Raw genomic sequence first — 21,977 nt, forward strand, 5'->3', positions numbered from 1 at the left:
TCTATGAGTGCTGGGTTGTTGGCACTCTTTTTGTTTATTCTACTGGCTCTGGGGTTCGCCGACAAAAATTGGTTAAATACTCCCGACAAAATATGGTCGTGATCTCCCGGCGCCAACAGCCTTGTAGCCGTCAAACACAGGCCGCGTCTTTGCATACTGCACCACCGCGCCCATGAGCTCAGAAGTTTTAGAGAGGGCCGCCTCTGTGTCCCGCAGCTCCCCGGCCAGCTTGTGGGCGCGATCCACCGTCGCCTCGGTGCTGGCGGCCAGCGCGTCATAATCCATCAGATCGTGTTCCCGGAGGTACTGGAGCGCGGCGGCCATCTGTTTGAGGTTGTAAACTTTGGCCCACCGCTCATAGCCGGGCCCCTTGCCCTGGGCCATGCGCTCCCTAATGTCGATAATCAGATTGACCCGCCGGGGCGGAGCTGGGCTGTCCTTCGGGAGCTCCGGGATCGGACGCTCCCCGGCAATTACCGCCCGGATGTCATCCGGATCGAAACCGGGGCCCAGGGTGGATGCCCGCAGGCGGGTGTACTTATCCTGCCCAGGGGCCAGGAACGAGATCGCGCCGCCCCGCCCATGCTTCACTTGAAAGCCGGACTCCTCCATAAGCCGCAGGAACGCCGGGAAGTCAGCGGGCCGTTGCCCCAGGGCCTCCACGATGGCCAGCCGCACCCGCTGTTGTGCAGAGGGCGGTTTTTCCCCGATCCACTGGCCATAGTGAAGAAAGCGGCCCTTGCTGTGCTGTTTTGGATTTTGAATGACGGACAGCTCATGCTCGATGCACACCCGGTCAGAGAGCCGCCGCACCGCAAAGCTGGAGCCGATGAAGTTGTGAAACTTCCGGGAACAGTCCTGGGCCGTGGAGTTGTAGTAAATGTGATTGTGAATGTGGCCTTTGTCGATGTGGGTACAGACAAAGAACTGATACTTGCCCTTTGTCCAGCGCATGGCCGTTTCATAGCCGATTTTGTTGGCCTCCTCCGGCGTGACCTCACCAGGCGGGAACGCCTGCCGGATCTGAAAGAACAGGGCCCCGCGCTCCACGGCCCGGCCCGTTTCCGCCTGGTACTGGCTCTTTGTCAGAAGAAACTCAGCCGGGGCCGACGCCGGATCGCAGAGGTAGGCAGATACGGCCCCCAGCTTTTTCGGATTGAGCCCGTAAGCAAACCGATCCTCCATTGTCTGAATAGCAGTTTTTCCCGCCGCTACCTTGTAGGGCCGGATGTAAGTTGTAGCGATAGCCGCACCTCCTTTCCCAGCAGAAAAAGCGGGCGGCGGTCTGTTTCACCCGCCGCCCGGCACCTCTGGACACTTTGTCCAGAAGTATTAGTAATCAGGTTTTCATAGAAATAACTCTATGAAATAAGGTTTATCTCTGGATTTTTTGCTAACTATCCATTTAATATGGCTGAGATTGTTTCTGGTGCATACTTATTGACTTCGTGTCCTGCACCAGGGATGATATGCAAAGTTGCTTGAGGAAGTAACGCTTTCAACTTTTTCGATGCTTTTATGTTGGCGCTATCTTTTTCGCCGCATACAATAGTGACAGGACAAGTAACCCCACTTAAATGTGAAGTGAAATCTAATGACCGCATCGAGTGTGACAGCTTAATCGTATCGCTTTTTGATAATCCCATGCTATCAAAACTCTTGCTGGGCATACAGCGGAACAAGAAATTTTGAAAATCTATCAGGAATGTTGGTACTTTGTATTGTGCGCCGATTAAGACCAGCGATGCTACTTTATCCCCATGACGAATAGTGAAATCGAGGGCAAGCAGCGCCCCTAATGATAAGCCACAGATATGAAGCGGCTCTGTTGCATTAGAATACTGCCGTTCCAGATCAGCCAAAATCCGAGAGTAAGATATTTCGTTCCCCGTTGCAGAAAAAAGCTCCGGGCAATCAACATTGGAAGTTGAAAGTTGACGAACTACCTCTTTCCAATCTTGCGCTGTTTGTCCCAACCCGTGTAGAAGAACTGTTTTCATTTTTTGTCTGTGGCATCCCCTTTCTTATGATAATGCAAATAATCTACCCCAAAGCATACAAGAGAAAGCGCAAGAGTGATCCCGCTGTTGAATATGTCAGATGTAAAATCAAATTGGACTTGTGGCAAAAAGTAAGCTGAAATATGGGTAATCGCAATCGGTACTGGTATCAAAACCAGCAGGGCAAAACCAAATGCCCGCCACAAATTTTTCCTGCACTTGCGGAAAATCCCGTATATTATCCAGATAGCGGCAATCGCAATCAGCGTTATGCAAATGCCCAACGTAAATATAACTGACTTATTCAATAGCAGGGACAAGATTGCCAGTAGTGGAATAGGGATGGCACTGACTACAACTAAGGTTTTCAAAACGATCTTTGTTCTGGAAATCAGACTTGGAAGTAACATAAGCCATGCAGCTATGATTGAAACAGCGGCAATCAATGACCATGACAACCTGTCCGAAGTAAAGTAGTCACAGATCAGGCATACGCAGCCAGCAATCAATGCTGACGCAGAAACGATTACCAAAACAATACGCTTGCCTCTTTCAGATAAACGATAACTACGCTTCTTATAAGGTAACTCGTCTGGTTCGGTCATTTCATCTTTAATAAGATAATCAGAGGACACATTGAAAATGTCGCTAAGCTGGGCTATAAAATCCAAATCAGGGGTCGATTGTCCCAATTCCCATTTTGAGATCGTCTGTCGTGTAACCGTTACCTTTTCAGCGAGTGCCTCTTGTGAAAGCCCTCGTTGCTTTCTTAATTTTTGTATTTTCTCTCCGATGGCCATATTATTGTTTCCTCCTGCCTTGCTGTTTGATTTGAGAAAATCATAACAAACAAGGCTCTCTATTTCTACCAACACAAACGGGAACCGCCGCAATGAACCGTTGCAAAGGCGATTTTTACTTGCTCAAATAATATATCATGCTAATTTGAACCTGTCTATGTAACCTCTGGACACTTTGTTCATAAGTATCAGCTCGCCATAAAGTCCATCGCCGCATACTTCACACCATGCAGCCGCTCCACCAGCCAGCCGCCCAGGGCCGGGAGCCCAAAGGGGGAAACCAGGAACGCCAGCACAAACATGGCGATGCAGCCTACTGTCTGCCCGGCCAGCAGGCAGAGGATCGCCAGCAGGGACAGGCCCACACAAGCCACAATGCACACCGCCCCCGCCACGCAGGACAGGAACGTAAGCACCGCCACAATGAGGATCAGGGCCAGGACAAAGGGAGCCGCGATGATTTTTAAGATTGTCCGCATCGTTCATACCTCCTACAAAAAGTTCGTTGTTTGCCTCTATATGTATATTATAACTCCGCAGGAGGGGGCCAACAAGGATGCCTCGGCTATCCCCACCTCTGGACAAAATGTCCAGAAGTCGAGATAGCCGGGGAACGGCAAAACCGCTCCCCGGCAGGTCAGAGCCGCACGATGGCAGAGAGCTTTTCCAACAGATCGTAAAGGGGCCGCCACAGCTTTTCATAGTCCCGTTGCAGAGCTTTGATCTCCTCCGGGTAAATGCCGCCGTAGGTATTCGCCTGGATCGCCACCTGGTTTAGATTGTTGGAGCACCGCCGCTGGAGCGACACCAGCTCCTGGACGGGTGACAGGTCAACATGGAGCACATACCCATTGAGGGCCATTTTCCGCATATACGCCCCCATGTTGCGGATGCCCGCCTCGGCCATACGTTCCCGGATCAGCGCCTGCTCTTCTTCAGACACCATCACATGGAGATGGATGGGGCGGCGGCGTTTCTTTGTCACCGCTCCTCCCGTTCCAGGCTCCGGTAGGCGCGGGGCGGTTCCTTTACCTTGTCCAGCGCCTTTTCCCGTTCCGGGGGCTGGGCGGGGATCGGCGTATTGAATACCCCGGAGAGCCGCAGGGCCTCCTGGTTGGCAAAATCCTGTTCACGCTTCTTTTCCATAACAGTCCTCCTATCTGTCGCCCCGGTCAGGGGCTTTCTTTTTTGGCCCGTCCAGGGCCCGGTGTTCCTGGGCCTCCTTTTGCGCCGCTTTCAGTTGTTCCGCAATCGGGGGCTGGCGTTTGGCCTCCTTATGAGCTCGCGCCGCCTCCTGGCGTTCCACGCCACGGGCAAAGCTGGCCAGTTGCTCCGGGGTGATGTATTCTTTCACCACATAGCTGCCGAAGTCAGGGTAAAACCACGTCAGCCGTTTTTGATCCGGGATGCGGTGAGCGTCCTCCCATTTTCCCACCACCTGAGCCTGGGCGTCCATCTGCCGCCGAATATCCAGGTTATTACGGGAGGGCCGGAGCTCATAGTCCTGCATTTCCCGTTCCGTCAGGGGATGGGCATAGGTGATGGCTCCCCACGCCTGGAACGCCTCACCCGTCACTTGCTGGCGGGTAAAGTATAAATCCATGTGGACAGGGCGGTTAAAGTAGCTGTTCGGGTAAGTGCCGATGTCGATAGGCCGCTGGGTGGAGTAGTACAGATAGGTTTCCTTGTCCGGGGCCTGTTCCACTTCCTGCACATGGTAACGCCGCTGGTAGTCCTCGGCCCGGTTGAGTAAGTCCCGTTCCGCCATATCCGGCTCATTCATATAGTGGCCCCAAAAGTAATTCCGCTGGCCGTCCTGCTCGTTAAACCGCCACGTCACATAGGGATTAGGGGCCCTGCTATTTTCCCCCAGGGCAAAACCGCATTGATTGTCAAACAGGATCGTGCGGCGGATCACATAGCCTTGATTTTCTTCCAGAATAACACCTCCTTAGATGCCCCGCCACCTCTGGACAAAGTGTCCAGAAGCGGCGGAGGTAGATGTGGAAAGCATTTGAGCAAAATAAGGGCAGGCCATAGAAAGATACGGCCCACCCCCAAAAGGGCCCCGGAAAGCCTTGTAATCAGCGGGTTTTGGGGGCCTAATTGTCAACGCCCCAGCCCCGCTTTTTCCGCATATATTCCCGCTGTTGTCGGCGGTGGGCTTTCTTTGCACAGACCGCCGAGCAGTAAGCCTGCCGCCGATCCGGGGCAACGGGCCCGCCGCAGATAGGGCAAATCTTAAAATCCGGCCTGGGCCCCTCGGTCAAAAGGGCGGCCTCCAGCGCCGGATCGAGGGGCAGCACCGCCTCCCGAAAGTAGCGGCACAGCGCCCCCGTCCAGCATTTCCCGAACATATAGCACTCACAGTCCAGGGGCAGGCAGCCGCACTCCCGGTCATAGTTGGCACACCATTTTGTCACCAGGGCGCGGATCGCCCGTTTTTCCTCGCGTGTCAGTTCACGGGCCAAGCCGTCACCTCCCGCCAGCCGGGGCCATAAGCTCCCGGTAGCAGGACACGCAGCCGATCCCGCGCCAGTAGGGACACCCGGAGCACCGGGAGCCCCTGGGCGGCTTTGCCGGGGCCGGAGCCTGGGGGCGGGGCTTCTGCTGCATCATCTTTTCATAGGGGCTGTTGGTAAACCTCATTTGTCCGCCTCCTCTCTGTCATCGTCCTCCTCGTCCCAGGGCGGGCCGTCATCGTCCTCGTCCCCGTAGCCGTCCGGCTCGTCATAGTCCGTGAGCTCGTCGCCGTAGTCCTCCTGGGGCGCGGCGGCTTTCTGCTGTTTGGGGCGCAGCACCTTGAAATAGAACGCTGCTCCGCCGCCCACCAGGGCCACGGCCAGCACCGCCAGGAGCATCCCCGTGTTGCCACCCGTTTTCGGCTCGGCCTCCTCCGGGGCGGGCTCCTCGGTTTCCGTGGGCTCCGGCTCAACACCCACGCACTTGCTCATATTGACAGAGCAGACGGCACAATCCGTATTGACGGCCCCTGCCTCGCATTTTTCAGAGCAGGAGCACACCGCCTGTTCCACGCCAGCGGCCTCCGCCGCAGCCAGCAGATCAGCCTCATCCACAACGCTGAAAAAGTAGGTTTCGTACTGTTCGCCCTCTTCGTCCACGGGCTTGTCATAGTCAATGACGATATAGAACGTATTGCCGCCGCTGGTCTGGACGGTAATAAACTGCTTGTTGGTGTGCTCGTCATAGAGCAGATCGCGGGTCACAAGGTTGCCCTCCTCCGAAAAGCCCTCGCCGGGCTCAATGGTGGGCTCCGGGGCGGGAGTTTCCTCCGTCATGGTGGGATCGCCGTAGTCCGCGCCCTCGCCGCCGTCCGCGTAGGCATACGCCGGGACACTAAAGCCGCATAAAAGAACGACGGCGCAGAGCGCCGCCGCCATCACCTGAAAGCGTTTCATCTTCAATTTTCCTCCTTTCCGCCGTCCTCGGACTTCTGGACACTTTGTCCAGAGGTGCCGCCGTCCCGGAGCCGCTGGAGCACCAGGGGCAGCTCCTCCAGGGAAACGCTCATGCCCCGCACGATGTCCACGATCTCCTCGTTTTCCGCCTCCCGGTGCTTTTGCTCCAGTTCTTTCAGCCGGGCCTGCTGTTCGCTGATTTTGGCCTTGACCTTATCAATCTCGGCCTGGATTTTTTGGCTTTTGCTTGCCGCCATAGATAACCTCCTTGTCAGGGTAAACGCCCGTAGGCGTAGAAATGAGATTGCCAGTAGCTTGTATTCAGGTTTGCATATTGGATGGGATCGCCACAATGGATCATCATCCCGTCCCCCACATAGATACCACAATGGGACACGCCCGCCGTGTCATAGGTGCCGACAAAGAACACCAGATCGCCGGGGTGGGGTGCGCTGGTGGGGGTGCAGATGTTATAGAGCCCCTGGGCTCCCAGGCGGCCCACATTCCAGCCGGAGTGATTGATTACCCAGGACACAAAGCCGGAGCAGTCAAAGGACGTGGCCGGAGAGCTGCCGCCCCACACATAGGGATAGCCCAGGTATTTCTCCGCCTCGCCCAAAATGGCCGCAAAGGTTTCATCGTCCAGATATTCCTCCGGCACGTCATAGTCAGCGGGTGGGTTTGTGATGTATTTCCCCACATAGGCTGACTCCGGGAACAGATCGGGCCTGTTCCCCAGGGTGGACATATAGAGGGAGTAACGGGCCATCTGTTCCTCGCCCATCATTTCCAGGGGCAGATGGGAAAGGTTTTTGTTTTCCAGCGTGACATAGCAGATATACCAGGAGTAGGGATCACCGTCGCTGTCATACCGGGTTTCCCGCACCACGCGCTCCGTCAGGATATACTGGCGGTCAAAGAGGTTTTCCAGGGTGCCCTGCACCTCGTCCGCCGTCCATTCCCCCTCGTGGAGCACACAGAGGATAGAGATCAGCACATAGGGATCGTGCTCGATCTCGTCCAGGTCAAAATGGTATTCGTCATAGCTGTGGGTGGCGGTATAGGTGTCCAGGTAGTTTTGCAGCTCGGCCTCCATGCCGGAATAGGCCGCCTCCGCCGCCAGGATCTCCCCGTCCTCCGAGGGGTAGGTGGTAGCGCCCACGGCCCCCGCACCGGAATTTCCCAGCATCACCAGAGAAGAAGAACAGGACTGCATCATAAAGAGCAGGAGCACACAGGCCAGGGCCAGCAGCACCCCCACGGGATGCCGCTTCACAAAGCCCGCGATCTTCGCCCCGGCCTTTTCCGTGGCAGCGGCGGTCTTTTTGGCCGCGCTTGCCGTGCCCGTCTTTGCCGCCTCCCGCGCCCGCTTTTGATACTGCTTTTTCAAGCGGTGCTTGCGCCACATCTGGGAAACAGGGTTGCCGGACATTTCCGGGTGCTCCTGGGCGGCCATGCGGAAATGATAGTCCGCCATTGCCTTGATATACTTGGACTCGGCCCGTTGAACAGCCTTTGCCGGGTGCTGCCGGATTTTCTTTTGCACAAACCGCTTGCCATGCCGTAGGCCGGACTCGCCCACCAGCTCGGAGCGGTGGGCCCCCTCGATCCCCACGTTTTCCTGTTCATTCTCATAAATCTTGCCATGCACAAAACCGTGGGCGGCCCCGCCAGCGGCCCGGCCTATCCGCCGCACCGGGCCGGGCTTTTTGGGCGGCTTCTGTTTTGCCAGCTTATCCTTTGCCCGTTCCAGCTTTTCCCCGCGTTCCTCCATGCGGAGCTTGGACGCGGCGGCCTGCTCCTGTTTGCTTTTCTGCCGGAACTTCGTCGTCGCAAACTTCGCTTTGGCTCCTTCGGCGGCGCTGCCGCCAAAATCCGCCCGCTCCGTTGCTCCTCCTCTCCCCACAAAGTCTTTCGACTTTGCGGGGCACCCCATGTTCTGGACACTTTGTCCAGAAGTGCCGCTGTCCGCAGCCCCGGCACCGCCTGGGGAGCCGCCCCCAGCGTCCCCGGAAGAAGCGCCGCCGGGATCGGCGGGCTCCTCCCAGGAGCCGGGGCGCTCCCTGGGCTCCTGTTGGGGTTTATTCGGTTTTCGCTTCATTCTTCAAATCCTCCGGGCGGGTGGTGAGCAGGTTGTAGATCTCGCCTTTGGGGAACCGATCCACAAAGGGGATGGTCACATCGCCATAGAACAGCAGGCCCTCGCCGGAATTGGAGTGGGTGATGTAGGAGAGCTGATGCTCGGAAATGCCGAGCTGTTTCGCCAAAATCGCCCGGTCACTTTGGGCCTGGGACAACAGGATCATAAAGTCGGTGTTGTCCAGAATGGCCTCGATTTCCCGGCTGGCCAAAAGGTCTTTCACGTTCTGCGTTAAGGGAGCAGGTGATCGGGAATGTCAATGGCCTCCATATCCTCCACATAAATGCGGCCCAGGGTTTCATCGTCCTCCACACCGGGATAAAACTCGTAGCAATCCAAGTTTTGCGCCAGATTGATGAGGTCAGCCACGCTGGAAGTATGTTCGCCGCTGTCAATGACCGCTTCAAACTTCTCCAAGTCGCTTTGCTCCAGCTCGGAGAGTAGGCAGGCCAGATGATTGAGCTCGTCCAGGTTTTCATATTCCGTGAGATAGTCATAGAGCCCCAGCACATCACCGTCAAAGCTGGTGATGAAAAATTCCTCATACCGCACCCCGTCCACGCCGATCCGCTTCAAAAGGGCCTGTACTTCTTCGGTAGTCGTGGGGAATTTCAGCGTTTCGCCAACCAGCTCACCCTCGTTGTACTTTCCCAGGTTGGTGATGTAGGCTTCAAACAGGGACGCCATCAGCACCGCCCCTGGCCCTTGACGGTCAGGATGCCCTCAAGGGTAGTCGCGGTGATCCTCAGGCGCTGGGCCACGGCAATATCACTTTTCATGGACTCGGTGATGGTATGCCCGCACACCACCAGCACACGGGAACGCCGGAGCAGGTCACGGCCCATGTCGATGCCGTTCTTGTGCTCCTCCGGCACCGCGTCATTGAGGAACAGCGGCAGATAGAGCATGGGGCAGATGGGGGAATAGCCCGCATCGTAGACCACGCGGCAGTAATGCGCCGCCTGCTCCATATCCACCGCAGGATCGCCGCGCCATGCGGCGGTAATATAAGCAAGGGATCGTTTCATCTTCAACACCTCCGATATTTATTATAGGTAGTTCGACCCTATCCCCCCGCCCTTTCCCTATCCAGGGAAAGGGGGCGGCTCTGGAGGATATATACCCCCGCCCCGCCGCTGGAAGTAGCACAGCCGGGGCAGACCGTCAAGGGCAAGCCGCCGCGAGCGGCGGTGCGTTGCACCCTTGACGGCCCACTCCCGGCTGTGCAGGAATATAGGCGGCGACGGGGGATATATCACCACAGAGCCCATCCCAAGCGCGGGGCGCTTACCTCTGGACAAAGTGTCCAGAAGCGGGGCCCGGTTACTTCTCCAAGTCTTTTTTCTTGTCCGGCTTTGCCAGTTCGGGCGGCTGTTTCTCTTTCCACTCGTCCAGCAGGGCCATGATCTGCTCCTTCATTTTGGCAGGAGTGACCTCCTTGCCGAAATACTTAGACAGTTCAGCAGTCGAAATAATCACACCGCGATCCTCCTTTTTTTCTTCACTCAAAATCCCGTCAATCACATCGCCGTTGAGCTTGCCCTCCTTGTCCAGCTCATGGAGCCGCTTTGCCTGGGCCACCGAGGGGGAGGACTGCTCCCCATCAATGGAAACGGCAATCAGCCGCTGGTTTTCCGGCCTGATATACGAGATCTCCACCGCAGGCATAAAGCCCATCTGCTTTGCGTCCACCTTGTCCAGAAGCTCCGGCACCAGGGAATTGAGCCGGATATACCGCATGACCTTTTTATAGTTCATGTCGTGTTCCTTACCCACGATCTCCACCGAGAGCTTACCCAGGGCCTCGGCCTCTTTCTCCGTTTTCGGGCGGGCCCCCTGGCGCTTGATGGCCTCCACCTCCAAATCCAGGAGCTTTGCCAGCTCGCTGGGGAGCGGATCGCCGCGCTGTTTATTGCTGTTCCGCATTTCCCGGACGGCTTCAAGGTCAGTCATCTCCCGGACAATACAGGGCATTTCCTCCAGCCCGGCCCGTGTACCACCATGATGGCGGCGGTGGCCCGCGATGATCTCATAGCCCTTGCCGTCCTTTTCCGGGCGGACGGTGGCGGGTGTCATAATGCCGTGTTCCTTGATCGTCCCCACCAGATCGTCCATCGCCTTATCGTCCTGCACCTTGTAGGGGTGCTCTCGGAACGTGTGGAACGGGTGGAGCTCCGACATCTTCAAATGGACGATTTTTCCCTCTTCCACCGGGCGGGGCGGGACTTCCGGCATGGGCGGCAGCTTGATTTCCGGGGGCGGAACTGCCGCCTCCTTGACGGGAGCGGCCTTGCCCGGCTTTACCGTCTTAGCGGATTTAGACGCAGGCGCACCGCCGGAGCCCGTTTCCTTGCCCTTATCGGCTTTCTTACCTCTGGACACTTTGTCCATAGGTGGGGACGGGGGCTCGTCACGGGCCGCCTTGTCAACCTTAGACGGGCGGCCCGTGCGGGGCTCCGTCGCTTTCGCTGTTTTCTCCGCAGTCGGCCTCTCCTGCTGCTTCGGTGGGCGGCCCCGGCGCTTTGGCGCTTTTTCCTGCCCGTCAGCCTCAACAGACGGAGCCTCCGCCTTTGATACGGCATCCTGCGCAGATGCCCGGCGCTGGGACATAAGCTCGTTGATTTTATCAAAATCAACCACCACCTCGCCAGGGGCAGTCCGGGCCGGGGCGTCCTCACCCATGCCAGGGATCACAGACTGCTCCGGTTCAGTGTGTTCCGCCGCTTTTTTTTGCGCGGCGGTTTCCGGGGCTGGGGGCTCCTGCATTGACGGGGCATCTTCCACAGGCGTATCACCGGGGCGATCCTGGCCAGGGGACTCCGGGCTTGTTTTCAGCTTGTCATCTGCCATTCACTAACCTCCTTTAATTTCAGCGTGTTGCACAAAAATTAGAGCTGATTTTCTATCGAAAAAATTTCCCCCTTTCCAAGCCTACCACGCAAAAAGGCCGCCCAGGTTTTCCCGGACGGCCCTCTGTGTAATGTGATAGTCTTTCATTTTATTTTTTTCGGATTGCAGGCCCCGAAAAGCCTTATTTTTGCAGTTTTCCTATTTTATATGGCCCTTACGCCCCCCTCCTCCAAGCCCTGTGCACCGGGGCTCTGGAACGGCTGGCCGCTCTCTCCACCCCTGTGATACTGGACAGCGGCTGTGGCGAGGGATACTATACCTCCGGTCTTTTCCATGCCTTGACGCAGGCTGGTCTCACTCCCGCCACGGCAGGGGTGGACCTGTCTAAGTTTGCCCTGCGCCGGGCGGCCAAACGCCTGCCTCAGGGGGAGTTTGCCGTGGCCTCGGTCTATCACCTCCCGCTGAGCCCCTCCTCCGTGGATCTGCTAGTCAATATCTTCTCTCCCTTGGCCGCTGAGGAGTTTGCCCGGGTAGTCCGACCCGGGGGATGGTTCTGCTATGCCGTCCCCTCCCCCCGCCACCTGTGGGAGATGAAACAGATCCTATATCCCCAGCCCTATGAAAATCCGGTCAAGCAGGAGGAGTACCCCGGTTTTACTTGGCAGAGTGCCCAGAAGGTGCAGGGCACCATTCACCTCTCCTGCCGGGAGGATATTCTGGCCCTCTTCGGTATTACCCCCTACGCCTGGAAAACTCCGAAAGCAGGCCGGGATCAGCTTGCCAAGCTGGAGGAGCTGGACACCGCCATCGGCTTTGGCCTGCACTGGTATCAACGTGTTACCGATCAATAACTAATAAAAATGGGCTGGGACTCATCAGGTCCCAGCCCATTTGGCTGTTCAGACAATTGTCATTGCATCTTTTCCAGTCCCAGCTTCAGCCGGCGCAGGGTTTCCTCCCGGCCCAGGATGCGGCAGATCTCCACCGCGCCACCGGGGGTTACCGCCTTGCCGGCGGCCGCGATACGCACCGGCCACATGAGGGTGGCATTCTTCACACCCAGCTGCTCAGCCAGGGCCACCAGGCCGTCATGAATGGCGTCCTGGGTCCACTCTCCAAGCCCCTCCAGCATGGGGATGGCCGCCTGGAGCATATCCCGGGAAACCTCAGGATTGGTCTTGGACTTCTTGTTGGTGAACAGCTCCGCATCATACTCGGGCAGGGCGTCAAAGAAGTCCACCTTCTCCGGGATCTCGATCAGGGTCTCACACCGGGCCTGGAGCAGGGCAGCCACCTCCTGGGCAGAGATCGCCGGGTTCTTCACCCCCTGGCGGATATAGGGCTCGGCCACTTTGGCAAACTCCTCCGGCGCCATAGCACGCAGGTACAGAGCGTTGAAGTGCTTGAGCTTATCAATGTCGAAGATGGCAGGGGATTTGGACACCCCTTCCAGGTCGAAGACTTTGGCCAGCTCTTCCAGGGAGAAGATCTCCTGCTCGGCCAGTTCTCCCCGGGGAGACCAGCCCAGCAAAGCCACATAGTTTAAAATAGCCTGGGTCAGGTAGCCCTGGGCCTTCAGATCCTCATAGGAGGGGTCTCCGTGGCGCTTGGACATCTTGTGCTGCTGGTCTCGCATCACTGGGGAGCAGTGAACATAGGTGGGAATTTCCCAGCCGAATGCCTCGTAGAGCAGGTTATACTTGGGAGCGGAGGAGAGATACTCGCTGCCCCGCACCACATGGGTGATACCCATGAGGTGGTCGTCAATGACGTTGGCGAAATTATAGGTGGGCAGGCCGTCCCGCTTGATGAGCACCTGGTCATCCAACGTATTGTTTTCTACAGTAATGGCTCCAAATACCGCGTCGTGGAAGGTAGTGGTCCCCTCATGGGGAATTTTTTGGCGTATGACATAGGGCTCTCCGGCATCTACTCGGGCCTGGGCCTCCTCCAGACTCAGAGAACGGCAGGGATCTTCGCCCCGGTCAAACTCCCCTGAATCCTCCTCCGACTCTGTCTTTTCACAGAAGCAGTAGTAGGCGTGGCCCTTCTCAATGAGAAGTTGGGCATACTTACCATAGGTGTCCCGGCGCTGAGACTGAATATAGGGCGCCACCGGACCGCCCACATCGGGGCCCTCGTCATGATTTAAGCCACACTCGGCCATGGTGCGGTAGATGACCTCCGTGGCTCCCTTTACCTCCCGGACCTGGTCGGTATCCTCAATGCGCAGAATGAAGGTGCCTCCCGCATTCCGAGCGATGAGCCAGGTATACAGGGCGGTGCGCAGATTGCCCACATGCATATACCCCGTGGGGGAAGGGGCGAAGCGGGTACGTACCTTCCCATGGGGGATCTTCGCCTCCATCTCCTCAAAATACTTGTGATCCAGTGCCATACTGTTCCCTCCGTCAAAGCGGCTTTCGCCACCTAATTTTCCATGTATCCTCCATATTATAGGGTATCCCGACTAGTTTGGCAAGAGGAACCCGTCTGTACCTTCTCTCCTTCTTCATGGAATTTTAATCTTCCATCCATTGCTTTTTTCCCCTCCATCGTCTATGCTATAATCAACCTGCCTTCGGGGTAGGATATTCATACGCCAACTGCGGAAAAGGAGAATCATTTTGAATAAAATAGGATTCCATCTGCCCAAGGGGAGCCTTGGTAGAACCGTCCTCAGTCTCGTGATCACTGCGCTGATCGGGTTTGTGTACTTCTACGTCTCGCTGCCCGCCATCAATCCCCACTCCAGCGACTTTTATAGCTTTCTGGGGCTTCTGTGCGTGGTCTATGTCATCTGCGTCTTTCTGCTTTCCGGCGCACCCCGGGACAACGTAGTGCGCGCTCCGGCCGAGAAATTGAAAGAATGGTTTCGTTTTGTCAAAAGCCGGTGCCTGCCTGTGGGCATCCTCTTTGTGGCTGTGGTGCTGGTAGCCCTAGTGGGCCAGGTCCTGTCCATGCCCATTTTCCGGGCCGGTTCTTACCGGGACCTGCTTACGGTGGAGGAGGGCAACTTTGCCTCCGATGTGGCTCAGATCTCCTTCAACGAGATCCCCACGCTGGACCGCACCAGCGCCGAGTATCTGGGCGACCGCCAGATGGGCACCCTCAGCGACATGGTCAGCCAGTTTGAGTACTCCAACGACTCCACCCAGATCAACTACCAGGGACGGCCCGTCCGGGTGGCTCCTATCGCCTATGCCGACCTGTTCAAGTGGCTGACCAACCGGGGCAACGGTCTGCCCGCCTATGTGGTGGTGGACATGGTTACCCAGGAGGCCACCGTGGTACGGTTAAGCGAGGGAATGAAGTACTCCTTCTCCGAGCCCCTCAACCGGAACATCGTGCGCCACCTGCGTTTCCAGTACCCTACCATGATGTTCTCCACTCCCGAATTTGAGATCGACGAAAACGGCCACCCCTGGTGGATCGCTCCCCGGGTAGTGAAGACCATCGGCCTCTTCGGCGGCACCGATATCCAGGGCGCGGTGCTGGTGGACGCCGTTACCGGTGAGAGCCAGTATTACGAAGAGGTCCCCACCTGGGTGGACACCCTCTATGTCCCCGAACTCATCATGCAGCAGTATGACTACCACGGCACCCTGGTCCACGGCTTTATTAACTCCATTCTGGGCCAGAAGGATGTGACTGTCACCACCGATGGCTACAACTACATCGCCATGAACGATGATGTATACGCCTACACCGGCGTTACCTCCGCCAATGCCGACCAGTCCAACCTGGGCTTCCTACTGTGCAATATGCGCACCAAGCAGACCACCTTTTATGAGGCTCCCGGCGCCACTGAGGCGGCTGCCCGGGCTTCCGCCGAGGGTGTGGTCCAGGACCTGGGCTACAAGTCCACCTTCCCCCTGCTGCTGAACATCGCTGGAGAGCCTACCTACTTTATCCCCCTGCTGGACGCCACCAATCTGGTCAAGATGTACGCCATGGTCAACGTGGCTCAGTATCAGATCGTGGCCACCGGCACCACCGTATCCTCCTGCGAACAGACCTATATCCAGCTGCTGGCCAACAAGGGCATTACCCAACCTGAGGAGCTGCCCCAGACCCAGGCCAGCGGCACTGTGGCTGAGATCCGCACTGCTGTTCTGGACGGCAACTCCTACTACTTCCTACGTCTGGAGGGCGATGAGGTGTTCTACTCCCTCTCCGCTTCCCAAAACCGGGACGTGGTAACCCTGAATGTGGGAGACACCGTAACCATTGACCACGCCATCCCCGCTGAAGGAGAACAGCCCTCCATTTTGGACGGCTACACCCTGACCATTGATGGACGCACCTCCTCCAACCACATGGGCTTTACCGTAGACGGAAATTCTGCGCCTACCATTGACTCAGAGTCACAGGATATTCCCTCTGCCCTGGATCCAGCTCCACAGACTTGAAAAAACCGGACCACCAATCAATTGGTGGTCCGGTTTTTTGTTCGGTCCGCAGCAATCAGCTGTTCCTTTTGTTGCCGCGTCAGTTTTTTGATCTCCAATTCCCGGCGCAAGGCCCCACCCTTGTCCGGCAGCTCCTCCTGATACACCAGCTCCAGCGGTCCCCGGCCCCGGGTATACTTGGCTCCCTTCCCTGCCCGGTGGACGGCAAGGCGGTGCTCCACATCCAGAGCGGTACCGGTATACAAACTCCCGTCTCCACAGCGCAGAATATAGACATACCACGGCATTCTCTTTCCGCCCCTCTCCACTTCTTTCCCATAAGAATACCATATTTTTTCCCTTTTGGAAATTATCCAACATTTTATTGCCTTTCCCTCTCACCAGTGCTACAATAAAGTGATATTATATGGGTGTCTTAGCCCAACGGACACCCATTGACAAAGGAGTCAACACACCATGGACGAGAAAAAAGTAATGCTCTCCGGCATCCAGCCCAGCGGTGACCTGCACCTGGGCAACTATTTAGGGGCCATCAAAAACTGGGGCGCCCGGGCCGATGAGTTTGATTGTTATTATTTTATGGCTGACATGCACACCATCACCGTGCGCCAGAATCCGGCCGATCTGCGCCGCCGCACCTTGGAACAGCTGGCCCAGTACATCGCCTGCGGACTGGACCCGGAGAAAAACACCCTGTTTATTCAGTCCCATATCCCCGCCCACGCGGAGCTGGGCTGGGTGCTCAACTGCTACACCATGTTTGGAGAACTCTCCCGGATGACCCAGTTTAAGGATAAGTCCGCCAAAAATGCCGACAATATCAACGGCGGTCTGTTCACCTACCCTGCCCTCATGGCCGCCGACATCCTCCTTTACCAGCCGGACTATGTACCTGTGGGCAACGACCAAAAGCAGCACGTGGAGCTGACCCGGGACGTGGCCCAGCGCTTCAACAACATCTACGGGGACGTGTTCAAAATCCCTGAGCCCTATATTCCCAAGACCGGCGCCCGGATCATGGGCTTGAGCAACCCTGAGGCCAAGATGTCCAAGTCCGCCCCTGAGGGCTGCGTGTTCCTCATGGAGAAGCCGGAAGACATTCAGCGCAAATTTAAGCGCGCCGTCACCGACAGCGACACCGAGCGTTGCGTCCGCTACGACCCGGAGCACAAGCCCGGCGTCTCCAACCTGATGTCCATCTATTCTGCCGTCACTGGCAAGACCTTTGGGGAGATCGAGCAGGAGTTTGATGGTAAGGGCTATGGCGCCTTTAAGCCCGCCGTCGGTGAGGCGGTGGTGGAGACCCTCCGCCCCATCCGCGAGGAGGCCTCCCGGATTTTGGCGGACAAGGCCTACCTGGAGTCGGTCTATAAGCAGGGGGCGGAAAAGGCCTCCTACGTGGCCAACAAGACCCTGCGGAAGGTCTACAAGAAGGTGGGCTTTGTTGCCCGGTAATGCGTTTGGGCTGCTGGCAGCCCCTCATCCAAGTACAAAAGAGGATCGGATATGACCATACAAATTTCTCTCATTGGCGCCGCGGTGGCCGCTCTCCTCACCGCCGCTGTGGTGGCCCTCATTTCCACTCCCGTGGTAAAGTCCCTGGCCTTTCGGGTGGGCGCTGTGGACGTGCCCAAGGACGGGCGGCGTATGCACGACCATCCCATCCCCCGGATGGGCGGTCTGGCCATTTTCTTTGGCTTTATCCTCAGCGTACTGCTGTTTCTCCCCCTGACCCAGCAGCTGCGGGGTATGCTGCTGGGTGCGGTCATCATTGTGATTCTGGGCATCTTTGATGACATCTACGCCCTGCCCGCCAAGCCAAAATTTCTCATTCAAATTTTGGCCGCTCTGATCGCCGTTTGGGCTGGAAACCGGATCTACGGCCTGTCCAACATCAATATTTTCAGCAGCAATCCCTATTGGGAGCTGGGCTGGCTGTCCTACCCCATCTCCATTCTCTGGATTGTGGGCATTACCAACGCCGTCAACCTCATTGACGGCCTGGACGGTTTGGCCTGCGGTGTGTCCACCATCAGCTCCATGACTCTGCTGGTCATCGCTCTGGTGGTCTCCGAGCCCGATGTGGCGCTATTCATGGCCGCACTGGCCGGCGCATGTCTGGGATTTCTGCCCTATAACCTGAACCCGGCCAAGATTTTTATGGGGGACACCGGCTCCACCTTCCTGGGCTTTGTCCTTGCGGTGGTATCCATACAGGGGCTATTTAAATTTTACACCATTATCTCCTTCGCGGCCCCCTTCCTGATCCTTGGCCTGCCCATTTTCGACACCGCATTTGCTATCCTGCGCCGCCTGGCCAAGGGACAGTCCCCCATGACCCCTGACCGGGGCCACATCCATCACCGTCTGATCGACATGGGCTTTTCCCAAAAGCAGGCGGTGGCGGTGCTGTACATCATCAGCGCCATTCTGGGCCTGTCCGCTGTGGTGCTTACCACCAACGGCGCCGTCCGTGCCATGTTGTTCCTCCTGGCTTTGTGTGCGGCCGGGGCACTTGCTTACATGCTCTATATGAGCCATAACGGTGGCCCTTCTCCCCACAGCAGCCAGAAGTCCCCCCCTTCGAAAACCCAAATCGCAGGCAATGAAAATTTCTTTGGCGAGGAGGATCGCTCCGACAAATGAGCAAGAAAAAAGTAATGACCATTTTTGGCACCCGGCCTGAGGCCATTAAAATGGCCCCTCTGGCCCTGGAACTGTCCCGGCGTCCGGACCTGGACGCCCTGTGCTGTGTCACAGCCCAGCACCGGCAGATGCTGGACTCCGTACTGGAAATTTTCCATCTCAAGCCCGACTATGACTTGAACATTATGCAGCCCCGGCAGACCTTATCCACCATCACCTCGAAATGTTTGCTGGGCATGGAGGATGTTCTGGAGCAGGCCAAGCCTGACCTTGTGCTGGTCCATGGGGATACCTCCACCACCTTTGCCGGCGCTCTGGCCGCCTTCTACCACCAGATCCCGGTGGGACATGTAGAGGCCGGTCTGCGCACCTACGACAAATGGTCTCCCTTCCCGGAGGAAATGAACCGGAAAATGGTGGGAGCCATCGCTGACCTCCACTTCTGCCCCACCGCCTCCAACCGGGAAAACTTGGCCCGGGAGAATATCACCAAGGGAGTCTTTTTGACTGGAAATACTGTCATAGATGCCTTGCAGACTACAGTTGTAAAGGATTTTACCTTTTCAGAGGATATTTTAAATAATCTGGATTATGACAACCAAAAGGTCATTCTGGTCACCTGTCATCGCCGGGAAAACTACGGCCAGCCCATGGCCAACATCATGACCGCCCTGCGCCGAGTGGCTGACGCTTTCCCCGAGGTGGAGCTGGTCTATCCCGTCCACCTTTCTCCGGTGGTCCAGGAGGCCGCCCATACGTATCTGGATAACCATCCCCGTATCCATCTCATTGCCCCCTTGTCGGTGGATGAGATGCACAATCTGATGGCCCGGTGCTATCTGGTGATGACCGACTCCGGAGGTCTTCAGGAGGAGGCCCCTGCTCTGGGCAAGCCGGTGCTGGTACTGCGCCGGGAGACCGAGCGTCCCGAGGCTGTGGCTGCCGGTACGGTACGCCTGGCCGGTGTGGAGGAAGCGGATATCTTCCGTATGGCGTGTGAGCTGTTGGGCGATCGGGACGCCTATCTGAAAATGGCCCACGCCGTCAATCCCTATGGGGACGGACACGCCTGCCAGCGAATTGCCGACGCCATTGAATGGCACTTCGGTCTTCGCTCCCAGCCCCCGGCAGAGTTTCATCCCTGATTTATCGGTTTTTCTCTGCTTTCCCGGAATGAGGTGACAGTTTGGACCCCAAAAATCGACTGATCATTGCCATCGCTGTAATCGCACTGATTGTGGGTGCCATGTTTACCAGCTTTGGCCGAAGCCTCTTTGCCCTAAACACCCCATCCATTCAGCTTCCCGTTTCCGGGGACAGCTCCCAAGGCTCTTCCGCCTCCAGCAGCGCCGCTAATTCAGGTGCATACCAAAAGGTGGAGGTAACCCCTGAGACGGTGCAGAACGTCATCGCTACTCTAGCTCGCTCAGACAGCTATTACCGGGAGCTAACGGTGGAGACACTTTGGGGTGAGGGCTCCTCTGTCATTCAAGTTCAGGTATGGACAGATGGAGGTTGGACCCACACCCGCAAGATACTGCCTTCCGGCTCCATCCGCAATGATTTGATTGGCGAGGAAACTCTTTATTACTGGTATGATGGCTCTCAGAACTACTGTACCGCCCCCGCCGACAGTCTGTCCGCCGATCTCTCCCAGCGGTTGCCCACCTATGAGACGGTGCTGGAATTGGACCCAGAGCTTATTACTGCGGCTGGCTATGAGTCCCGGGGCGACATCCCATGCGTTTTTGTGGAGGTAACAATAGAGGAAGAAAATGTGGTAGAACGTTACTGGATCAGTGTGGACAGCGGTCTTTTAATCAGCGCGGAGACAGACTACAACGGACAGACGGTCTATCGGATGACCGCCTACTCCCCCATTACTACCCCTTGTCCTTCTACCGCGTCCTTTGCCCTACCAGACGGCACGTCCTTCCACAGCCTTTCTTGAGAACACACATAGGGGCGGCTTCGGCCGCCCCCCTCCTTATTCCTCCTCTTTTTTGTCGCTGCCCAGTCCCATGACCAGTACAATCCCCAAAGCGATCACCAGATCCAGGTCCTCCCCCTCCACCAATAAATATAGCACAATCAAAAGCAGGAGTATGTCCCCGGTATCCCAGTTTTCACCGCTCCACCGCTTTAGGATGCCGCCCATTCCTCCAGCTTTCTCCCCCTGGAGCAGCCCTGTTAGGCTTTCCAAACCTCCAAGCCAAGTGTTTTTTGAGCTCTTCCCCCCGGTTGGCCTGTGTCCTTGTGAGAAGGATTGGTTTCTCTGGCTGGTCCCCGCCCGTTTGCCTGTTTGTGACGGACGCTGAGAGGAATTTCGGTGGTGCTCCGCTCCCGGTATCCAAGCTGGTTGCGCTTCTTCCCCCACCCAAGTATAGGATGTGTCTTCTGGGATATAACGATTATACATCCCCCTCCTCCCCCCTCCCGCCCATGGCGGTTAACGCCACACGGATCATACGGGTCATTTGGGCAATCTGCAATGCCTTATCCAACTTCCCCCGGCGCTCCTCCCGCACAAATGGACGCAGCGCCCGAAGCAGATCTGCGCTTCGGTCATCCCTTCCCCGATATTCTCGCAGAATCCGCATTCCCATCTGCAGCATGGCTGGGTCAAGCTGGTCAAACAGAGCGGATAAATCTGGTCCCTGCTGGGAGGACGGCGCCTGGATATCCTCCGGTTTGTCACGTTCTGAGACGCCGTCCTCCTCCTGTGTCTTCTCCGACTCTGTCTGCTCACTGGCAGACAGGGAGCGGGCGAGGGCCATGATCTGTCCCATCGCTTCCTGGTCACCCAGAATTGCATTCAGTTTTTCCTCGAACTCAGCCACGGCTTACCCCTCCCCTCTCCTGTGAAGAGACCGACTACTCCACTCCGGCTTTTCGGGCCTGCTGTTGGATGCGGGCTACCAAATCAGCCCCTTCCTTACTGCTCATTAGCTGTTCCACCATGGTCATCAAATGACTGGGGTCTCCAGCAGCCGCAGCCTTTGCCGCCTGCTGGACTCCACCCTGTTTTTGAAGCATTGTCATCAGCCTTTGCGTATCGTCAGAGCCAGCTAAGCCGGCCAGTACAGCCCGGTTCTTCATCAGCTCTACGGCAGACATTCCTTTTCCCGCAGCTTCTTGATTATTTTTGGATATCACAAATATCACCCCTAACCTCATTTCAATCCAGTATATGCAGAAAGAACGGCAAGGTGACAAAGTTGAAAGTTTTGGTTTTTTCCGACTCCCATCGCTCGTTGTCCGGTATGTATTTCGCCATTGAGACCCATCACCCGGACCAAGTGATCCATCTGGGGGATTTGATGGAGGACGCACAGGAAGTCGCCTGCGCTTACCCCAGACTTCCCTTTTGTATGGTCCCCGGAAACTGCGATGGGTGGACAACAGAACCACCCAAAAAGCAGATTCTCCTGGCCGGAAAACGGATTTTATTGTCCCATGGCCATCTCTGGGGCGTCAAGAAGGGCCCCTATGCCGCAATTGCTGATGCCCGCGCCTCAAACGCCGATCTTCTGCTCTATGGCCATACCCACCAGGCTGTGTTGCGCACCTTGGAGGATGGTCTGATCCTTCTCAATCCGGGAGCCAGCCGATCCACCTACGGACTAATTGAATTGACCCACTCTTCCATTGATTGCTGTATCCTCCCCCAGGAGTAAAGGACTCTCTCCAGTACCTACAGGAGGTATATT

Annotated in this window: 25 protein-coding genes and 3 pseudogenes; 7 read left to right on the forward strand and 21 right to left on the reverse strand. The window is 56.8% G+C overall.

Annotated elements, in window-relative coordinates; all coding sequences use genetic code 11:
• Positions 1 to 117: 117 nt before the first annotated feature.
• From B5E43_RS06710 to B5E43_RS06775, 16 genes and pseudogenes are all read right to left on the reverse strand, one after another.
• Positions 118 to 1,185 (reverse strand): annotated as a pseudogene (locus B5E43_RS06710) (relaxase/mobilization nuclease domain-containing protein); the annotation flags it as partial.
• A 212-nt stretch (positions 1,186 to 1,397) separates the two neighbouring features.
• Positions 1,398 to 2,000, reverse strand: a complete 603-nt coding sequence (locus B5E43_RS06715) for an alpha/beta hydrolase (RefSeq protein WP_087394878.1) — start codon at positions 1,998 to 2,000, stop codon at positions 1,398 to 1,400.
• Positions 1,997 to 2,800 carry a helix-turn-helix domain-containing protein gene (locus tag B5E43_RS06720; RefSeq protein WP_087394880.1) on the reverse strand — a complete coding sequence of 268 codons (804 nt, stop codon included), beginning with the start codon at positions 2,798 to 2,800 and terminating at the stop codon, positions 1,997 to 1,999. Before B5E43_RS06720 ends, B5E43_RS06715 begins: the two co-directional genes overlap by 4 nt.
• Before the next feature lie 188 nt (positions 2,801 to 2,988).
• Positions 2,989 to 3,279 (reverse strand): CD1845 family protein, encoded by a 291-nt coding sequence (locus tag B5E43_RS06725; protein ID WP_087347888.1) that lies wholly within the window; start codon positions 3,277 to 3,279, stop codon positions 2,989 to 2,991.
• 158 nt (positions 3,280 to 3,437) lie between these two features.
• The gene (locus B5E43_RS06730; RefSeq protein ID WP_087394882.1) at positions 3,438 to 3,785 is read right to left on the reverse strand and encodes a plasmid mobilization relaxosome protein MobC; all 348 of its coding nucleotides are present in this window, start codon (positions 3,783 to 3,785) and stop codon (positions 3,438 to 3,440) included.
• Positions 3,782 to 3,946, reverse strand: a complete 165-nt coding sequence (locus B5E43_RS15230) for a hypothetical protein (protein ID WP_164475078.1) — start codon at positions 3,944 to 3,946, stop codon at positions 3,782 to 3,784. The genes B5E43_RS06730 and B5E43_RS15230 overlap by 4 nt, the downstream gene beginning before the upstream one ends.
• 10 nt (positions 3,947 to 3,956) lie before the next feature.
• Entirely contained in the window at positions 3,957 to 4,640 is a 684-nt protein-coding gene (locus B5E43_RS06735) for a hypothetical protein (RefSeq protein ID WP_242964743.1), read from the reverse strand.
• 262 nt (positions 4,641 to 4,902) lie between these two features.
• Positions 4,903 to 5,271 (reverse strand): cysteine-rich VLP domain-containing protein, encoded by a 369-nt coding sequence (locus tag B5E43_RS06740; RefSeq protein ID WP_087394884.1) that lies wholly within the window; start codon positions 5,269 to 5,271, stop codon positions 4,903 to 4,905.
• A gap of 4 nt (positions 5,272 to 5,275) precedes the next feature.
• Entirely contained in the window at positions 5,276 to 5,449 is a 174-nt protein-coding gene (locus tag B5E43_RS15235; RefSeq protein WP_006575055.1) for a hypothetical protein, read from the reverse strand.
• Complete coding sequence (locus B5E43_RS06745; RefSeq protein WP_087394886.1) at positions 5,446 to 6,219, reverse strand: DUF4366 domain-containing protein; 774 nt, start codon at positions 6,217 to 6,219, stop codon at positions 5,446 to 5,448. Before B5E43_RS06745 ends, B5E43_RS15235 begins: the two co-directional genes overlap by 4 nt.
• A gap of 2 nt (positions 6,220 to 6,221) precedes the next feature.
• The gene (locus B5E43_RS06750) at positions 6,222 to 6,476 is read right to left on the reverse strand and encodes a DUF4315 family protein (RefSeq protein WP_007491255.1); all 255 of its coding nucleotides are present in this window, start codon (positions 6,474 to 6,476) and stop codon (positions 6,222 to 6,224) included.
• Between the two features lie 14 nt (positions 6,477 to 6,490).
• On the reverse strand, positions 6,491 to 8,320 hold the full coding sequence (locus B5E43_RS06755; RefSeq protein ID WP_087394889.1) for a C40 family peptidase: 1,830 nt from the start codon (positions 8,318 to 8,320) through the stop codon (positions 6,491 to 6,493).
• A pseudogene (locus B5E43_RS06760) lies at positions 8,301 to 8,603 on the reverse strand (hypothetical protein); the annotation flags it as partial. The gene B5E43_RS06755 and the pseudogene B5E43_RS06760, both read right to left, overlap by 20 nt.
• A pseudogene (locus B5E43_RS06765) lies at positions 8,597 to 9,046 on the reverse strand (antirestriction protein ArdA); the annotation flags it as partial. The pseudogenes B5E43_RS06760 and B5E43_RS06765, both read right to left, overlap by 7 nt.
• Positions 9,046 to 9,387 (reverse strand): hypothetical protein, encoded by a 342-nt coding sequence (locus B5E43_RS06770; protein WP_087394891.1) that lies wholly within the window; start codon positions 9,385 to 9,387, stop codon positions 9,046 to 9,048. The pseudogene B5E43_RS06765 and the gene B5E43_RS06770, both read right to left, overlap by 1 nt.
• A gap of 295 nt (positions 9,388 to 9,682) precedes the next feature.
• Complete coding sequence (locus tag B5E43_RS06775) at positions 9,683 to 11,209, reverse strand: ParB/RepB/Spo0J family partition protein (protein ID WP_087394892.1); 1,527 nt, start codon at positions 11,207 to 11,209, stop codon at positions 9,683 to 9,685.
• A 281-nt stretch (positions 11,210 to 11,490) separates the two neighbouring features.
• On the opposite strand from B5E43_RS06775, the gene B5E43_RS06780 reads away from it, so the two are divergent.
• Positions 11,491 to 12,060: a methyltransferase domain-containing protein gene (locus tag B5E43_RS06780; RefSeq protein WP_242964744.1), complete on the forward strand. Its 570-nt coding sequence runs from the start codon at positions 11,491 to 11,493 to the stop codon at positions 12,058 to 12,060.
• Between the two features lie 59 nt (positions 12,061 to 12,119).
• On the opposite strand, the gene gltX is transcribed toward B5E43_RS06780, so the two are convergent.
• A complete protein-coding gene (gene gltX, locus B5E43_RS06785) occupies positions 12,120 to 13,607 on the reverse strand; it encodes a glutamate--tRNA ligase (RefSeq protein ID WP_087394896.1) in 1,488 nt (495 codons plus the stop codon).
• A gap of 229 nt (positions 13,608 to 13,836) precedes the next feature.
• On the opposite strand from gltX, the gene B5E43_RS06790 reads away from it, so the two are divergent.
• Positions 13,837 to 15,621 carry a CvpA family protein gene (locus tag B5E43_RS06790; RefSeq protein WP_242964745.1) on the forward strand — a complete coding sequence of 595 codons (1,785 nt, stop codon included), beginning with the start codon at positions 13,837 to 13,839 and terminating at the stop codon, positions 15,619 to 15,621.
• A 17-nt stretch (positions 15,622 to 15,638) separates the two neighbouring features.
• Here the strand turns inward: B5E43_RS06790 and B5E43_RS06795 are convergent, their stop codons facing one another.
• Positions 15,639 to 15,908, reverse strand: coding sequence for a GIY-YIG nuclease family protein (locus B5E43_RS06795; protein ID WP_087394898.1), 270 nt, complete (start codon positions 15,906 to 15,908; stop codon positions 15,639 to 15,641).
• 169 nt (positions 15,909 to 16,077) lie between these two features.
• On the opposite strand from B5E43_RS06795, the gene trpS reads away from it, so the two are divergent.
• From trpS to B5E43_RS06815, 4 genes are read left to right on the forward strand one after another with little or no spacing between them, the layout of a single operon-like run.
• On the forward strand, positions 16,078 to 17,076 hold the full coding sequence (gene trpS, locus B5E43_RS06800) for a tryptophan--tRNA ligase (protein WP_087394899.1): 999 nt from the start codon (positions 16,078 to 16,080) through the stop codon (positions 17,074 to 17,076).
• A gap of 51 nt (positions 17,077 to 17,127) precedes the next feature.
• On the forward strand, positions 17,128 to 18,267 hold the full coding sequence (locus B5E43_RS06805; RefSeq protein ID WP_087394900.1) for an MraY family glycosyltransferase: 1,140 nt from the start codon (positions 17,128 to 17,130) through the stop codon (positions 18,265 to 18,267).
• Positions 18,264 to 19,412 carry a UDP-N-acetylglucosamine 2-epimerase (non-hydrolyzing) gene (gene wecB / locus B5E43_RS06810; protein WP_087394902.1) on the forward strand — a complete coding sequence of 383 codons (1,149 nt, stop codon included), beginning with the start codon at positions 18,264 to 18,266 and terminating at the stop codon, positions 19,410 to 19,412. Before B5E43_RS06805 ends, wecB begins: the two co-directional genes overlap by 4 nt.
• A gap of 41 nt (positions 19,413 to 19,453) precedes the next feature.
• On the forward strand, positions 19,454 to 20,218 hold the full coding sequence (locus B5E43_RS06815) for a hypothetical protein (protein WP_087394904.1): 765 nt from the start codon (positions 19,454 to 19,456) through the stop codon (positions 20,216 to 20,218).
• A 36-nt stretch (positions 20,219 to 20,254) separates the two neighbouring features.
• Here B5E43_RS06815 and B5E43_RS14885 read toward each other — a convergent pair whose 3' ends face one another.
• From B5E43_RS14885 to B5E43_RS06825, 3 genes are all read right to left on the reverse strand, one after another.
• Positions 20,255 to 20,470 (reverse strand): hypothetical protein, encoded by a 216-nt coding sequence (locus tag B5E43_RS14885; RefSeq protein ID WP_143382965.1) that lies wholly within the window; start codon positions 20,468 to 20,470, stop codon positions 20,255 to 20,257.
• Between the two features lie 208 nt (positions 20,471 to 20,678).
• Positions 20,679 to 21,107, reverse strand: coding sequence for a hypothetical protein (locus tag B5E43_RS06820; RefSeq protein ID WP_087394906.1), 429 nt, complete (start codon positions 21,105 to 21,107; stop codon positions 20,679 to 20,681).
• A gap of 34 nt (positions 21,108 to 21,141) precedes the next feature.
• A complete protein-coding gene (locus B5E43_RS06825) occupies positions 21,142 to 21,423 on the reverse strand; it encodes a hypothetical protein (RefSeq protein ID WP_242964746.1) in 282 nt (93 codons plus the stop codon).
• A 62-nt stretch (positions 21,424 to 21,485) separates the two neighbouring features.
• Between B5E43_RS06825 and B5E43_RS06830 the strand changes: the two genes are divergently transcribed.
• Complete coding sequence (locus B5E43_RS06830) at positions 21,486 to 21,944, forward strand: YfcE family phosphodiesterase (protein ID WP_087394908.1); 459 nt, start codon at positions 21,486 to 21,488, stop codon at positions 21,942 to 21,944.
• The last annotated feature ends 33 nt before the right edge of the window (positions 21,945 to 21,977 follow it).

It is taken from the genome of Flavonifractor sp. An100, assembly GCF_002161175.1.
In the GTDB taxonomy this organism is placed as follows: domain Bacteria; phylum Bacillota; class Clostridia; order Oscillospirales; family Oscillospiraceae; genus Lawsonibacter.

Bases quoted from the DNA above. Each gene is read 5' to 3' on its own strand.
- B5E43_RS06715 (WP_087394878.1), bottom strand. From the start codon at position 2,000: ATGAAAACAGTTCTTCTACACGGGTTGGGACAAACAGCGCAAGATTGG.
- B5E43_RS06720 (WP_087394880.1), bottom strand. From the start codon at position 2,800: ATGGCCATCGGAGAGAAAATACAAAAATTAAGAAAGCAACGAGGGCTT.
- B5E43_RS06725 (WP_087347888.1), bottom strand. From the start codon at position 3,279: ATGCGGACAATCTTAAAAATCATCGCGGCTCCCTTTGTCCTGGCCCTG.
- B5E43_RS15230 (WP_164475078.1), bottom strand. From the start codon at position 3,946: ATGGAAAAGAAGCGTGAACAGGATTTTGCCAACCAGGAGGCCCTGCGG.
- B5E43_RS15235 (WP_006575055.1), bottom strand. From the start codon at position 5,449: ATGAGGTTTACCAACAGCCCCTATGAAAAGATGATGCAGCAGAAGCCC.
- B5E43_RS06745 (WP_087394886.1), bottom strand. From the start codon at position 6,219: ATGAAACGCTTTCAGGTGATGGCGGCGGCGCTCTGCGCCGTCGTTCTT.
- B5E43_RS06750 (WP_007491255.1), bottom strand. From the start codon at position 6,476: ATGGCGGCAAGCAAAAGCCAAAAAATCCAGGCCGAGATTGATAAGGTC.
- B5E43_RS06755 (WP_087394889.1), bottom strand. From the start codon at position 8,320: ATGAAGCGAAAACCGAATAAACCCCAACAGGAGCCCAGGGAGCGCCCC.
- B5E43_RS06770 (WP_087394891.1), bottom strand. From the start codon at position 9,387: ATGAAACGATCCCTTGCTTATATTACCGCCGCATGGCGCGGCGATCCT.
- B5E43_RS06775 (WP_087394892.1), bottom strand. From the start codon at position 11,209: ATGGCAGATGACAAGCTGAAAACAAGCCCGGAGTCCCCTGGCCAGGAT.
- gltX (WP_087394896.1), bottom strand. From the start codon at position 13,607: ATGGCACTGGATCACAAGTATTTTGAGGAGATGGAGGCGAAGATCCCC.
- B5E43_RS06795 (WP_087394898.1), bottom strand. From the start codon at position 15,908: ATGCCGTGGTATGTCTATATTCTGCGCTGTGGAGACGGGAGTTTGTAT.
- trpS (WP_087394899.1), top strand. From the start codon at position 16,078: ATGGACGAGAAAAAAGTAATGCTCTCCGGCATCCAGCCCAGCGGTGAC.
- B5E43_RS06805 (WP_087394900.1), top strand. From the start codon at position 17,128: ATGACCATACAAATTTCTCTCATTGGCGCCGCGGTGGCCGCTCTCCTC.
- wecB (WP_087394902.1), top strand. From the start codon at position 18,264: ATGAGCAAGAAAAAAGTAATGACCATTTTTGGCACCCGGCCTGAGGCC.